Origin of the sequence: Klebsiella sp. D5A, assembly GCF_001620885.1 — a bacterium.
GTDB lineage: Bacteria > Pseudomonadota > Gammaproteobacteria > Enterobacterales > Enterobacteriaceae > Klebsiella > Klebsiella variicola.
Map to the genome: position 1 here is coordinate 206,955 of NZ_LOAR01000007.1, position 12,979 is coordinate 219,933.

The 12,979-nt window shown below is 58.0% G+C and carries 13 protein-coding genes and 1 pseudogene; 9 read left to right on the plus strand and 5 right to left on the minus strand.

The genetic code is table 11. The features are described 5' to 3' along the window. Window position 1 precedes the first annotated feature (1 nt). The 4 genes and pseudogenes from parM to melA form a co-directional block, all read right to left on the minus strand. Window positions 2-958: a plasmid segregation protein ParM domain-containing protein gene (gene parM, locus AS136_RS12265; RefSeq protein ID WP_004146678.1), complete on the minus strand. Its 957-nt coding sequence runs from the start codon at window positions 956-958 to the stop codon at window positions 2-4. A 138-nt stretch (window positions 959-1,096) separates the two neighbouring features. Then, window positions 1,097-1,228 (minus strand): annotated as a pseudogene (locus AS136_RS29350) (hypothetical protein). A gap of 5 nt (window positions 1,229-1,233) precedes the next feature. Beyond that, window positions 1,234-2,649 carry a melibiose:sodium transporter MelB gene (gene melB, locus AS136_RS12270; protein WP_012543144.1) on the minus strand — a complete coding sequence of 472 codons (1,416 nt, stop codon included), beginning with the start codon at window positions 2,647-2,649 and terminating at the stop codon, window positions 1,234-1,236. Window positions 2,650-2,742: 93 nt separating this feature from the next. Beyond that, on the minus strand, window positions 2,743-4,095 hold the full coding sequence (gene melA, locus AS136_RS12275; protein ID WP_012543145.1) for an alpha-glucosidase/alpha-galactosidase: 1,353 nt from the start codon (window positions 4,093-4,095) through the stop codon (window positions 2,743-2,745). Window positions 4,096-4,334: 239 nt separating this feature from the next. Between melA and melR the strand changes: the two genes are divergently transcribed. Then, complete coding sequence (melR, locus tag AS136_RS12280; protein ID WP_008807239.1) at window positions 4,335-5,273, plus strand: transcriptional regulator MelR; 939 nt, start codon at window positions 4,335-4,337, stop codon at window positions 5,271-5,273. Window positions 5,274-5,322: 49 nt separating this feature from the next. Here melR and proP read toward each other — a convergent pair whose 3' ends face one another. Then, window positions 5,323-6,825 (minus strand): glycine betaine/L-proline transporter ProP, encoded by a 1,503-nt coding sequence (proP, locus tag AS136_RS12285; RefSeq protein WP_008807240.1) that lies wholly within the window; start codon window positions 6,823-6,825, stop codon window positions 5,323-5,325. 544 nt (window positions 6,826-7,369) lie between these two features. On the opposite strand from proP, the gene AS136_RS12290 reads away from it, so the two are divergent. The 8 genes from AS136_RS12290 (at window position 7,370) to phnK (ending at window position 12,944) form a co-directional block, all read left to right on the plus strand. Further along, entirely contained in the window at window positions 7,370-7,705 is a 336-nt protein-coding gene (locus AS136_RS12290; RefSeq protein WP_008807241.1) for a zinc ribbon domain-containing protein YjdM, read from the plus strand. Between the two features lie 228 nt (window positions 7,706-7,933). Next, window positions 7,934-8,368: a VOC family metalloprotein YjdN gene (yjdN, locus tag AS136_RS12295; RefSeq protein ID WP_002885221.1), complete on the plus strand. Its 435-nt coding sequence runs from the start codon at window positions 7,934-7,936 to the stop codon at window positions 8,366-8,368. Between the two features lie 155 nt (window positions 8,369-8,523). Beyond that, a complete protein-coding gene (gene phnF / locus AS136_RS12300) occupies window positions 8,524-9,249 on the plus strand; it encodes a phosphonate metabolism transcriptional regulator PhnF (protein ID WP_012543146.1) in 726 nt (241 codons plus the stop codon). Continuing rightward, on the plus strand, window positions 9,250-9,702 hold the full coding sequence (phnG, locus tag AS136_RS12305) for a phosphonate C-P lyase system protein PhnG (RefSeq protein WP_008807243.1): 453 nt from the start codon (window positions 9,250-9,252) through the stop codon (window positions 9,700-9,702). After that, window positions 9,699-10,283, plus strand: a complete 585-nt coding sequence (gene phnH / locus AS136_RS12310) for a phosphonate C-P lyase system protein PhnH (RefSeq protein ID WP_008807244.1) — start codon at window positions 9,699-9,701, stop codon at window positions 10,281-10,283. The genes phnG and phnH overlap by 4 nt, the downstream gene beginning before the upstream one ends. Continuing rightward, the gene (locus AS136_RS12315) at window positions 10,284-11,348 is read left to right on the plus strand and encodes a carbon-phosphorus lyase complex subunit (RefSeq protein ID WP_008807245.1); all 1,065 of its coding nucleotides are present in this window, start codon (window positions 10,284-10,286) and stop codon (window positions 11,346-11,348) included. It begins immediately after the preceding gene. Further along, window positions 11,341-12,189, plus strand: a complete 849-nt coding sequence (locus tag AS136_RS12320) for an alpha-D-ribose 1-methylphosphonate 5-phosphate C-P-lyase PhnJ (RefSeq protein WP_002885202.1) — start codon at window positions 11,341-11,343, stop codon at window positions 12,187-12,189. Before AS136_RS12315 ends, AS136_RS12320 begins: the two co-directional genes overlap by 8 nt. Beyond that, a complete protein-coding gene (gene phnK, locus AS136_RS12325; protein ID WP_012543148.1) occupies window positions 12,186-12,944 on the plus strand; it encodes a phosphonate C-P lyase system protein PhnK in 759 nt (252 codons plus the stop codon). The genes AS136_RS12320 and phnK overlap by 4 nt, the downstream gene beginning before the upstream one ends. The last annotated feature ends 35 nt before the right edge of the window (window positions 12,945-12,979 follow it).

Genomic DNA, 12,979 nt, shown 5'->3' on the forward strand with positions numbered 1-12,979 from the left:
CTTAGCCAATAATTTTCAGACCACGCACCAGGGCAAACTGCGGCTCTTCAGCCACCACGAAACGGTCCTCGCGCAGCCCCATACGTTCACGAATCGCATCGGCCACCAGCGGCGCGCCGCCGCCAATCACGATGGCGTGCGAATAGCCTTTAAAGCTATCAATCGCCGTCAGGACGCGGGTGGTCAGACGTTCAATGCTGTTATTGATCACCTTCTTCACCTCAGATACCGCATCCGGATCGTTGATGTTGTCGGTCAGGTATTCTTCGTCGTGGCGGTTGATGATTATCTGGTCAACGTTATAGCTGGAAGTGTCGGTATTCGCCCGGGCCAGCGCCAGCTTAACGGCATCGGTCACCAGCGATACACCCAGCTTCGGATCGCCGTAAATGCGCGAAACCGAGGTCATCTGCCCGGCGACCATTGAAATATCCAGCGTGGTGCCGCCGAGGTCGATAATCAGCACCGAATGCGACGGTTTCAGTTCATCGCACAGGCTGATCCCCGCCGGAATGGATTCCGGACGCACGGTAACTTTCGTGATATTGAACACCACGCCTTTGTTCAGTTTAACGTCGCGCAGCAGGCTCTTTTTCTTGCGCTCAATATTGTCGAGGCGATATTGCGCATCTTCGTCGTAAAATTCGGTCAGCGGCAGGGTGACCACAATCTCGACATCCTGCGGCTCAAGACCGCTGGTCAGCAGCGCGTGATGGACAGCGATGGAGTTCAACGGGCTATATTGCCAGTCAATGTTATTGGTGGGGAGCGCATCGGGGGTGATCAGGTCGAAAGAGTACTTTTCATCATCCACGGTGTAGTTAAAGGGCTTCCCGGAACCGAAGGTGGCAGACCAGCCGCGTTTGAAACTGTTGGGGCTGATATGGGTGAAAGTTTCGCCATCTTGCTCCCACAGCATTTTGATATTGGTTGAACCATCATCGATAAAAATGCGCATCGCATTGCTCCATCACTGAGACAAATAAGAGAAAAATGTAAGACCCAAAAAGAGTAGCAAGAGTTAAAAAGCCGCGCAAGAGCACGAAAAAGAGACAATTCCGAGTTTTATTTGAGAACAAATGGAGAAGAAAACAATTCAATGCGCCCTGAAAGAGAAATAAAGGAGACAAAATAGAGAAATAAAGTTTCTCTCTTTCTGTCTGTTTCAGACACTGTTCTTGTACAAAAAGAGAGCATCCCTCCCCTCTTTCCTCAGCGGTTTTCGCACGCTTTTTACACCTGGTTGGGTACCACAATCGGCCGTTCCGGCTCAGCGACATTTTCCGGTACCCGGCGATATTTATCCAGCAGGTGAATCTGAATACGGCGCAACATATCGCCATTCAGCTTGTAATAACGGAAATAGAGAAACAGCGTCAGGGCGAAAAAGAGCGTCGGCAGCGCAATCATAATCGCCTGCATCCCCAGCAGCGTGTGAGATGACTGCACAACATTCGGCACGTAGCCGATGATACCGAGCACGATGGCAATAAACCAGGCCGCAAACGCCGAGCCCGCTTTCACCACCAGCGTCTGTACCGAGTAGGCGATGCTTTCGCAGCGGATATTCATCGTATATTCGCCGTAGTCGACGGTATCGGCCACCATAATAACCTGCAGCACCCAGAACAGCGCGGTGCCGATATTCAACAGCACCCCGGCCAGCGAAATCAGCGCGATGTTGTAAACGCCGCTCAGCGCCATCAGCAACAGCACGCCGCAGCCCAGCACGGGCATGATCGAAGCACCCGCCCACAGAATGCGCCGCGACAGCCCTTTCACCAGTCGTGGGAACAGGATCAGCGTCAGCAAATTCGCCGCCCCCGCGTAGGACATGTAATACGGGAACATCTCCGCGCTGCCAATCACGTAGGTAAAGTAGTAAATGGCAAAGCCAGCGATAATGTTCGCCGCCGTGTTATAGGCCAGCGCCATGCCTAACAGGCAGGCCAGCTGATCGTTTTTATAGATGAGCGCCACCATCTGGCGCAGTGAAAGATGGCTGGAATCCTCGCTCACGCCGCTATCCGAGGAGTAAACCTCATGCACGTTACGCAGGGTGACCAGGGTGGAAATCACAAAGAAGGCAATCAGCACCAGGGTAAACATCTGGAAACCGAAACCGCGGTCGGCGCCGCCCACGGCGCTGACAAACGGCAGCGTGACGCCGGCCGTCACAAACCCAGCAAGGCTGGCGAAAAAGCGCGGGTAAGGCACCAGTTGTTCACGTTCACGTTTATCGAGGGTAATGGTCGGCACCAGCGACCAAAACGGCACATCCATGATGGTGTAGGTGAAGCCCCACAGCAGGTAGGTTAGCCACACCCACGCCAGTAGGGCCCCGCCGCTGAAGTGATGGGCGCTGAACAGCATATACAGCACCACCGAGTTGGTTATCGTGCCGATCAGGATCCACGGTTTAAACTTCCCCCATCGCGATCGCGTACAGTTGACGATCCATCCCATGATCGGATCGGCTATCGCATCGAGGATCCTTGCCACCAGGAACAAGGTGCCAACCACCCCAACCGACAGGCCAACAATATCGGTGTAGTAATACATCAGATACATGTAGACGATACCGATAGCGAAATCTTTACCAAAGGCACCAAATCCGTAGCTGAGCTTTGTTGTCATTGAAATACTCATAGGGTCCAGGTCGCTGTCGCCAGCGCCTCCTTCAGCGTTTGATAGAGCGTGACAGGCACCGCCGGGTTCGTTGCCCCCGGCGGCATGAGAGGATTAACGGTGCAGCCAGGCCGGCAGCCAGTCGCCGTGGCTGGCGATCAGATCGTCCACCAGCGCGTAGATCTCTTCGATCCCCAGCACCGCGGCGGTGTGCGGATCCATCATCGTGGCGTAATAGACGTAATCGCGATTTTCAGTGAGGATCGCCTGCGTCAGCAGCGTCTGCACGTTGATATTGGTCTGCATCAGCGCCGCCAGATGCGCCGGCAGCTCGCCCACTTTCGTCGGCTGAATACCGTTGGCGTCCACCAGGCAAGCCACTTCCACGCAGCAACCCTGCGGCAGGTTGTCGATGAGATCATCGTTGCGCACATTGCCGTACACCACGCTTGGCTCGCCGGTCCAGATGGCGTTCATGATGGTGCTGGCATACTCGCGGGATGGTTTCACCTCGATGCGCTCGCCGCGCTGATAGCTCTCCAGCTCCTGATGCCAGTTGGCCAGTTGCTCGACGCAGCGTTTCGGGTATTCATCCAGCGGCACTTTATAGCGAGCAATAAGGTCATCGCGGCCCGGCTTGATAAACCATGGCGTATATTCCGCGAAATGCTCCGACGATTCGGTGACAAAGTAGCCCAGCTTTTTGAACATTTCGTAGCGGACGATGTTTTCGCAACGCGGGTTGCCGTGCAGGTTAGGCTTCGGCGCCCGGCCCTCGGCGTAGGCCTGCAGCAGGTCGGGATAGAGACTGCCGTAGCTGCCATCCGCGAGCTTTTTCTCCAGCGACAGATAGAACGCCATATGGTTGATTCCCGCGCAGCGGTAGCGTAAATCCGCCGGATCGAGATCGAGGTCGCGCGCCAGCTCTTCCGCCGTCCCCTGTACCGAATGGCAGAGGCCAACCTGCTTGATATGCGGGTAGCGGGCGTACATGGCCCAGGTATTCATCGCCATCGGGTTGACGTAGTTAAGCAGGGTGGCGTCCGGGCAGACCTCGGTCATATCGTCGCAGATAGCCCACAGGTGCGGGATGGTGCGCAGCGCGCGCATAATGCCTCCCGGCCCCAGCGTATCGGCAATGGTCTGCTCCAGGCCGTGGCGCTTGCAGACGGTAAAATCGGTGACCGTACAGGGCTCATAGCCGCCAATCTGGAAAGCGACCACAACGAAATCGGCACCCTGCAGGGCGGTTTTACGATCGCGATGGCAGCTGATTTCGCCGTTCGCGCCCACCGAATCCATCAGCTTGCGCACCACGATATGCGACTCTTCCAGCCGGGTTTCATCGATATCCATCAGCGCGATATGCGCCGATTTCAGCGCCGGGCGCTGGAAAACATCACCGAGAATATTTTTGACGAACACCGTCGAACCGGCGCCGATAAAAGTAATTTTTGGGGCGGTCATCACGCACTCTCCATCAGGTCATTGAACACTTGCAGAGTGGCACGTCGTTCAGCGTTACGCTGCCCTGTTCCCGCCGGAGCATTCCCGGAAACTCAGATCGGCCATTAAGCGCCACAAAATCTGAGTTTTTGGCAATAGATCGACTTAAAAGGAGAGAAAACGGGCCGGTTATTCCGCTAAGCTGTAGTCAGTTCTGGCGAAAAATGCAGCCACTCTGACAATCCAGGAATAGGTTAATCATGGAACACCGCTTTACTTCCCTGCCCCCCGATCCCTTTATGTGCAGCAGCGACGAAAAGCAGAGCCGCAGCCCTCTGGCGCTCTACTCCGAGTATCAGCGTATGGATATCGAACTGCGCCCGCCGCACGCCATGCCCACCAGCCACTGGCACGGCCAGGTGGAGGTCAACGTGCCGTTCGACGGCGATGTAGAGTATTTGATTAATAACGAAGTGGTGCGCATTGAGAAAGGCTATATCACCCTGTTCTGGGCCTGTACGCCGCATCAGCTGACCCGCCCCGGCGATTGCCAGCAGATGGCGATATTCAACCTGCCGATGCATCTGTTTCTCTCATGGCCGCTGGACCGGGAGCTTATCAACCACGTCACCCATGGAATGGTAATTAAGTCCCTCGCCGCGCAGCAGTTAAGCGCCTTTGAAGTGCGCCGCTGGCAGCAGGAGCTGAACCACGACAATGAACAGATTCGCCAGCTGGCGATCGATGAAATCGCCCTGATGCTCAAGCGGCTGAGCCTCTCCGGCTGGCAGCCGATTCTGGTCAACAAAACCTCGCGCACCCACAAGAACAGCGTCTCGCGCCACGCGCAGTTTTATGTCAGCCAGATGCTGGAGTTTATCGCCGCCCACTACGACCAGGCGCTGACCGTCAATGCCGTTGCCGAGCACGTGAAGCTCAACCCGAACTACGCGATGGGGGTCTTTCAGCGGGTGATGCAGCAGACCATGAAGCAGTATATTACCGCCATGCGTATCAATCATGTGCGGGCGCTGCTGAGCGATACCGACAAGACCATCCTGGATATTGCCCTTACCGCCGGGTTCCGCTCCAGCAGCCGCTTCTACAGCACCTTTACCCGCTACGTGGGCATGCCGCCGCAGCAGTACCGTAAACTTAGCCAGCAGCGACGTCACGGTCTGGCCTTGCCGGAGGCATAAAAAATGCCGCCGGGGTCTCCCCAGGCGGCATGATTAACAGTGAAAACGGTTAGTCGTTGATACGCGGATGCTGCTGCACCAGACGCGACCGTTTTGCCTGCAGATCGGCGATCTCCTGATCGATATCTTCGATTTTTTGTTCGATGTTATCGTAGTGCTCGCCAAGAATTTCTTTCGCTTCCTGGATATCCGACGCCGCCGGGGTCGCCCCTTTCAGCGGGCGGTTAGCCGTCTCTTTCATCGACAGACCCGTCGCCATCCCCACCACCGCGATGACCATCAGGTAGTACGCCGGCATCATCAGGTTCTGAGTGGTTTCCACCAGCCACGCTGCCAGGGTTGGCGTCAGACCAGCAACCAGCACCGAGATGTTAAAGGCGCTGGCCAGGGCGCTGAAGCGGATGTGCGTCGGGAACATCGCCGGCAACGAGGAGGCCATCACCCCGATAAAGCAGTTCAGCACGACCGCCAGCAGCAGCAGACCAGCGAAAATCAGGCCAATCACGTTGCTGTTAATCATAATGAAGGCCGGGATCGCCAGGGCAAACAGCGCCACGCTACCAATCAGGATGAACGGACGACGGCCAAAGCGGTCGCTGAGCATACCGATAACCGGCTGCACAAACAGCATCCCGACCATGATGGCGATGATGATCAGCACCCCATGATCTTCCGAGTAGTGCAGGTTATGCGACAGGTAGCTCGGCATATAGGTCAGCAGCATGTAATAGGTCACGTTGGTGGAAATCACCAGACCAATACAGGTCAGCAGGCTACGCCAGTGCTTGGTGGCAATCTCTTTAAAAGAGACCTTCGGCCCGTCCTGCAGTCCTTCACGGTCGCCCTGCTCCATGGTGTCCACATGCTGCTGGAACGCCGGGGTCTCTTCCAGCGCATGGCGCAGATAGAGACCGATGATGCCTAACGGCAGCGCCAGGAAGAACGGGATACGCCAACCCCAGTCGAGAAAGTTCTGTTCCCCCACCACGCTGGAGATGAGAACCACCACGCCGGCCCCCATCACAAACCCGGCGATGGAGCCAAAGTCCAGCCAGCTGCCCATAAAGCCGCGTTTACGGTCAGGAGAATATTCCGCGACGAAGATCGATGCCCCGGTATATTCACCGCCGACCGAGAAGCCTTGCGCCATTTTACACAGCAGCAGCAGGATCGGCGCCCAGATGCCTATCGTGGCATACGACGGAATCAGGCCGATACAGAAAGTACTTATCGACATGATCACGATGGTTATTGCGAGGATTTTCTGCCGACCATATTTATCGCCCAGCATCCCGAAAAACAGGCCGCCTAACGGACGAATTAAAAATGGAACGGAGAAGGTACCCAGTGCGGCAATCATCTGCACGCTTGGGTTGGCATCGGGGAAGAAGACTTTACCTAAGGCGTAGGCCACAAAGCCATAGACGCCGAAATCGAACCACTCCATCGCGTTACCCAGGGAGGCCGCGGTGATCGCCTTTTTCAGTTTACCATCATCGATGATGGTCACATCCTTAAGGGTGATGGGCTTTATTTTTTTCCTTTTAAGCATATTTTTCCTCTGCTACTCCGCCTTGAGTACACGCATCATCGCCGAATGACAAGGCCATTCGTATCGTGCGTCAGGAGCGGTGAATTGCTGTGCTCCTCATTTCAAGCGTAGCAGGTTTGCCTGCACTGTCTGCTGACAGAATGTACAACCGAACCTGTTGACGCCTGCTCTGGCTACTGGTGAATAAATAGAGCGGCCGATCGTGATACCTGATGAAATTGACCTGCTCCCCTTTTTTACCCTAACAGCGTTTATATCTGCGATCAACTTCACATAAATTTACCGCCCTATTACAGAGTGTCCGAAAATAAATAAGTTCATTTTACTGGCTGCTCGCAAAAATTATTTCCTCATTCCCCCTTATCCTCTGGCGGATAATTTTGGCGGTTATTCTGCTTTCACCCGAATAGTGTGATGGGTAATTTTTACTAAAAAAACACCCGACAAAAGTGGGTGATTGCGCTATAATCAGCCACACTTTCGGCTATCAGCCGCTGTTTAGAGGACCAACGTCCTGTTTTCCGACGACATCACGAGGAACGTCATGCAACTGCCACACTGCCCAAAATGCGATTCGACTTACACTTATGAAGATAACGGCATGTACATCTGCCCGGAATGTGCCCATGAGTGGAACCCTGCCGAGGCGACAGAAGAGAGCGACGTTCTGATCGTTAAAGATGCCAATGGCAATTTACTGGCCGATGGCGATAGCGTTACCGTCGTGAAAGATCTGAAGGTAAAAGGCAGCTCTTCGATGCTGAAAATCGGCACCAAAGTGAAGAATATCCGTCTGGTCGAAGGCGATCACAATATTGACTGCAAAATTGACGGTTTTGGTCCGATGAAGCTCAAGTCGGAATTCGTCAAAAAGAACTGATTTATTTCCGGGAGGGCGGCGTCATTATTTTCCTGCACCACCGTCGCCGCTCCCGATATCATCGTGCCCCACCCGCTCCCTGTGCAACCTGTTATTTTCCGCCTCAGTCCCCGCTATTTTCACTGACCATTTCGCCGCTATGCCGCTACACATTTTCGCGCTGCCGTCTGGCTCAACAGCGTCCCCGGCGACTACGCTTTACGGGTTACGGTCACTGAGGTATTCACCATGTCCTTAAGTCCCTACCTTGCCTTTGCAGGCAACTGCGCCGAGGCAATCGCCTTCTATCAGCAGACGCTGGGCGCGGAGCTGATGTTTAAAATGACCTTTGGCGAAATGCCGCCCCCGGCGCAAGAAGCGTCAGACGGCTGCCCGTCTGGCCAGAAGATGGCAGATGATGCCATCGCCCACGCCAGCCTGCGCATCAATAATGGCGAGCTGATGCTGAGCGACAGCGCCTTCGGGCCCGATGTGCATTACGCCGGCTTCACCCTCGTCCTCGATCCCAGCGATGTCGCTGAAGGCCAGCGCTGGTTCGACGCGCTGGCCGTCGGCGGGCGCATTGAGATGGCCTGGCAGGAAACGTTCTGGGCCCACGGCTTCGGCAAAGTCGTCGACCGCTTTGGCGTCCCCTGGATGATCAACGTGGTCAAACAAGGCTGACCCCGCCAGGGCGGCCCGGCCGCCCTGTCATCCGTCTGGCACCAACTCTTCATCCTTTGGTCATCATCACTTAACCGAAATGCAACATAAACCGGTCAGGATCGGCCCACAACGCGAGGGACCTCCTCGCCTATGCTGTGTGAGGCTTGATGACTATGCACCTGTCCAGACATCCGACCAGTTATCCCACGCGCTATCAGGAAATCGCCGCCCGACTTGAGCAGGAGCTGCGCCACCACTATCGCTGCGGCGACTATCTGCCCGCCGAACAGCAGCTTGCGACGCGCTTCGACGTTAACCGCCATACCCTGCGCCGGGCTATCGACCAGCTGGTTGAACGCGGCTGGGTCCAGCGCCGTCAGGGCGTCGGCGTGCTGGTGCTGATGCGGCCGATCGATTACCCGCTTAATGCTCAGGCGCGGTTCAGCCAGAACCTGCTGGAACAGGGCAGCGATCCCACCAGCGAAAAGCTGCTGTCGGTGCTGCGCCCCGCCAGCGCGCATGTTGCCGAGGCCTTTGGCATCAATGAGGGCGAGAACGTCATCCACCTGCGCACCCTGCGCCGGGTCAATGGCGTCGCCCTGTGCCTGATCGACCACTACTTCGCCGACCTGCGTTTCTGGCCGGTATTGCAAACCTTTAGCCACGGATCGCTGCACGACCTGCTGCGCGATGAGCTCGACGTCAAACTGACCCGGGCACGCACCAAAATCAGCGCCCGCCGCGCGCAGGCGAAAGAGAGCAAGCTGCTGGAGATCCCCAACATGGCGCCGCTGCTCTGCGTACGCACCCTCAACAGCCGCCAGGGCGAGCAGACCCCCATCGAATACTCCGTCAGCCTGACCCGCGCCGACATGATTGAATTTACCATGGAGCACTGAATGCACTTCGATACCGCCACCCGCCAGCGCTGGATGTCCGTGCTGGCCCACAGTGAACCGCAAGATCTTCTGGCGCGCATGCAGTCCCTGCAGCTGGCGCCGGCGTATGAATTGATTCGCACCCCGGAAACCGGGCTGGTACAGCTCCAGGCCCGCATGGGTGGCATCGGCGACCGTTTCTTTGCCGGCGACGCCACGCTCACCCGCGCGGCGGTACGTCTGGCCGACGGGACGCTCGGCTACAGCTGGATCTTAGGCCGCGACCGCCCGCATGCCGAACGCTGCGCGGCCATCGACGCCCTGCTGCAGTCGCCTCGCCATTTTCATACGTTAATGGAAACCCTGATAACCCCGCTGGAAGCGCTACGCAGCGCGCGCATTGAAGCCCGACGCGCCGAAGTCAACGCCAGCCGGGTCGACTTCTTTACCCTGGTTCGCGGAGATAACGCATGACCTTACAACCCGCTTTTACCCTGGCTGTGCAGGATGCCCAACACAGTTTTCGTCGCCTGCTGAAAGCGATGAGCGAGCCGGGGGTGATTGTCTCCCTGCAGCAGCTTCAGCACGGCTGGCAGCCATTGAACGTGGCCTCCACCAGCCTGCTGTTGACCCTTGCCGATCATGAAACGCCGGTCTGGCTCGCCAGCGCTCTGCATAACGATCTGGTGGGACAGAATCTGCGCTTTCATACCGGCGCGCCGCTGGTGGATCAGCCGCAGCAGGCGGTTTTTGCCGTCGCCAATGACGGCATCAGCGCCGAGCAGCTCAACGTCCTTTCCGCTGGCACCGTCACTGCTCCGGAAACCGGCGTCACGCTGATTGTTCAGCTCGCCAGCCTCAGCGGCGGACGCATGCTGCGCCTGACCGGGGCAGGCATTGCCGAAGAGCGAATGATTGCGCCGCAGCTGCCGGACTGCATCATCGACGAATTAACTGAACGCCCGCATCCGTTCCCGCTGGGCATCGACCTGATCCTCACCTGCGGCGAGCGCCTGCTGGCGATCCCGCGCACCACCCACGTGGAGGTTTGCTAAATGTATGTAGCCGTCAAGGGCGGCGAGAAGGCGATCCTCGCCGCTCACGCCTTACAGGAACAGAAACGGCGGGGCGATGGACGGCTTCCCGAACTGAGCGTTGATCAGATAGGCGACCAGCTCAACCTGGCGGTGGACCGGGTGATGACCGAGGGCGGCATCGCCGACCGCGAACTGGCGGCGCTGGCGCTCAAGCAGGCCAGCGGTGATAACGTCGAAGCGATCTTCCTGCTGCGCGCCTACCGCACCACCCTGCCGCGGCTGGCGGTCAGCGAACCGATTAACACTGCGGAGATGCGCCTCGAACGCCGCATCTCCGCAGTGTACAAAGACATTCCCGGCGGCCAGCTGCTAGGCCCCACCTACGACTACACCCATCGCCTGCTCGATTTTACCCTGCTGGCCAACGGCGAAGCGCCGTCTGTGCAGCAAGCCGATGGCGAAGCAGAGCCGACGCCGCACGTCTTTAGCCTGCTCACGCAGCAGGGGCTGGCGAAGGCCGAGGAAGATCGCGGCACGCCGCCCGACGATATCACCCGCACCCCGCCGGTCTACCCCTGCTCGCGTTCCTCGCGCCTGCAGCAGCTGATGCGCGGCGATGAAGGTTACCTGCTGGCGCTGGCCTATTCGACCCAGCGCGGCTATGGCCGCAACCATCCGTTTGCCGGCGAGATCCGCAGCGGCTACGTGCAGGTGGAAATCGTGCCAGAAGAGCTGGGCTTTAGCGTCAATATTGGCGAGCTGCTGCTCACCGAATGCGAAATGGTCAACGGCTTCGTCGCCCCGCAGGATGAGCCGCCGCACTTCACCCGCGGCTACGGTCTGACCTTCGGCATGAGCGAGCGCAAAGCAATGGCCATGGCCCTCGTCGACCGCGCCCTGCAGGCGCCAGACTATGACGAAGAGATTGCTGGCCCGGCTCAGGATGAAGAGTTTGTGCTGGCCCATGCCGATAACGTCGAAGCGGCCGGCTTCGTCTCGCATCTGAAACTACCGCACTATGTCGATTTCCAGGCCGAACTGGCGCTGTTGAAACGCCTGCAACGGGAGAACGAACGTGGCTAACCCACTGACTGGCTATAACTTTGCTTATCTCGACGAGCAAACCAAGCGCATGATCCGCCGGGCGATCCTCAAAGCGGTGGCCATTCCCGGCTACCAGGTGCCGTTCGGCGGTCGCGAAATGCCAATGCCCTACGGCTGGGGCACCGGCGGCATCCAGCTGACCGCCAGCGTCATCGGCGAGAACGACGTGCTGAAGGTGATTGACCAGGGCGCGGATGACACCACCAACGCGGTGTCGATTCGTCAGTTCTTTAAGCGCGTCACCGGTGTCGCCACCACCGAGCGTACCGAAGACGCCACCCTGATCCAGACCCGCCACCGGATCCCGGAGACGCCGCTGGTGGAGGATCAGATCCTGATCTATCAAGTGCCGATCCCGGAGCCGCTGCGCTTTATCGAGCCGCGCGAAACCGAAACCCGCACCATGCACGCGCTGGAAGAGTACGGCGTCATGCAGGTGAAACTGTATGAAGATATCGCCCGCTTCGGCCATATCGCCACCACCTACGCCTACCCGGTGAAGGTCAATGGCCGCTACGTGATGGACCCTTCGCCGATCCCGAAATTCGATAACCCGAAAATGCACATGATGCCGGCGCTGCAGCTGTTCGGCGCCGGGCGCGAAAAGCGGATCTACGCGGTGCCGCCCTATACCCCGGTGGAAAGTCTCGATTTCGATGACCATCCATTTACCGTGCAGGAGTGGGATGAGCCCTGCGCCATCTGCGGCTCGCGCCACAGCTACCTCGACGAAGTGGTACTGGATGACAGCGGCCAGCGGATGTTTGTCTGCTCCGATACCGACTATTGCCGCCAGCAGAGCGAGGGGCAGAAAAAATGAGCCAGCCATTACTTGCTGTGAATAACCTGACCCATCTCTACGCCCCGGACAAAGGTTTTCGCGATGTCTCCTTCGAACTGTGGCCGGGAGAAGTTCTCGGCATCGTCGGGGAATCCGGCTCCGGTAAAACCACCCTGCTGAAGGCGATCTCTGCCCGCCTGACGCCGCAGCAGGGCGAGGTGCTGTACCAGCAGCGCTCGCTGTATGCCATGAGCGAAGCCGAACGCCGCCGCCTGCTACGTACCGAATGGGGCGTGGTGCATCAGCACCCGATGGACGGCCTGCGTCGCCAGGTCTCCGCCGGGGGCAACATCGGCGAACGGCTGATGGCCACCGGCGCCCGCCACTACGGCAACATTCGCGCCACCGCCGAAAAGTGGCTGCAGGAGGTGGAGATCCCGCCCTCACGCATCGACGACCTGCCCACTACCTTTTCCGGCGGCATGCAGCAGCGTCTGCAGATCGCCCGCAATCTGGTTACCCAGCCGAAGCTGGTGTTTATGGATGAACCCACCGGCGGGCTGGATGTGTCCGTGCAGGCGCGGCTGCTTGATCTGCTGCGCGGCCTGGCGGTGGAGCTGAATCTCGCGGTGGTGATTGTTACCCACGATCTCGGCGTCGCCCGTCTGCTGGCGAACCGTCTGCTGGTGATGAAGCAGGGCCAGGTAGTCGAGAGTGGCTTAACCGACCGGGTGCTCGACGATCCGCATCACCCTTATACCCAGCTGCTGGTGTCGTCGGTGTTGCAGAATTGATGCTGTTTTGCCGGGTGGCGGCTACGCCTTACCCG

Excerpts from the sequence above, each read along its gene's own strand:
- proP (WP_008807240.1), bottom strand. The coding sequence starts at position 6,825 with ATGCTTAAAAGGAAAAAAATAAAGCCCATCACCCTTAAGGATGTGACC.
- yjdN (WP_002885221.1), top strand. The coding sequence starts at position 7,934 with ATGTCCTTAAGTCCCTACCTTGCCTTTGCAGGCAACTGCGCCGAGGCA.
- phnK (WP_012543148.1), top strand. The coding sequence starts at position 12,186 with ATGAGCCAGCCATTACTTGCTGTGAATAACCTGACCCATCTCTACGCC.
- melB (WP_012543144.1), bottom strand. The coding sequence starts at position 2,649 with ATGAGTATTTCAATGACAACAAAGCTCAGCTACGGATTTGGTGCCTTT.
- parM (WP_004146678.1), bottom strand. The coding sequence starts at position 958 with ATGCGCATTTTTATCGATGATGGTTCAACCAATATCAAAATGCTGTGG.
- phnH (WP_008807244.1), top strand. The coding sequence starts at position 9,699 with ATGACCTTACAACCCGCTTTTACCCTGGCTGTGCAGGATGCCCAACAC.
- melR (WP_008807239.1), top strand. The coding sequence starts at position 4,335 with ATGGAACACCGCTTTACTTCCCTGCCCCCCGATCCCTTTATGTGCAGC.
- phnF (WP_012543146.1), top strand. The coding sequence starts at position 8,524 with ATGCACCTGTCCAGACATCCGACCAGTTATCCCACGCGCTATCAGGAA.
- AS136_RS12315 (WP_008807245.1), top strand. The coding sequence starts at position 10,284 with ATGTATGTAGCCGTCAAGGGCGGCGAGAAGGCGATCCTCGCCGCTCAC.
- phnG (WP_008807243.1), top strand. The coding sequence starts at position 9,250 with ATGCACTTCGATACCGCCACCCGCCAGCGCTGGATGTCCGTGCTGGCC.
- melA (WP_012543145.1), bottom strand. The coding sequence starts at position 4,095 with ATGACCGCCCCAAAAATTACTTTTATCGGCGCCGGTTCGACGGTGTTC.
- AS136_RS12290 (WP_008807241.1), top strand. The coding sequence starts at position 7,370 with ATGCAACTGCCACACTGCCCAAAATGCGATTCGACTTACACTTATGAA.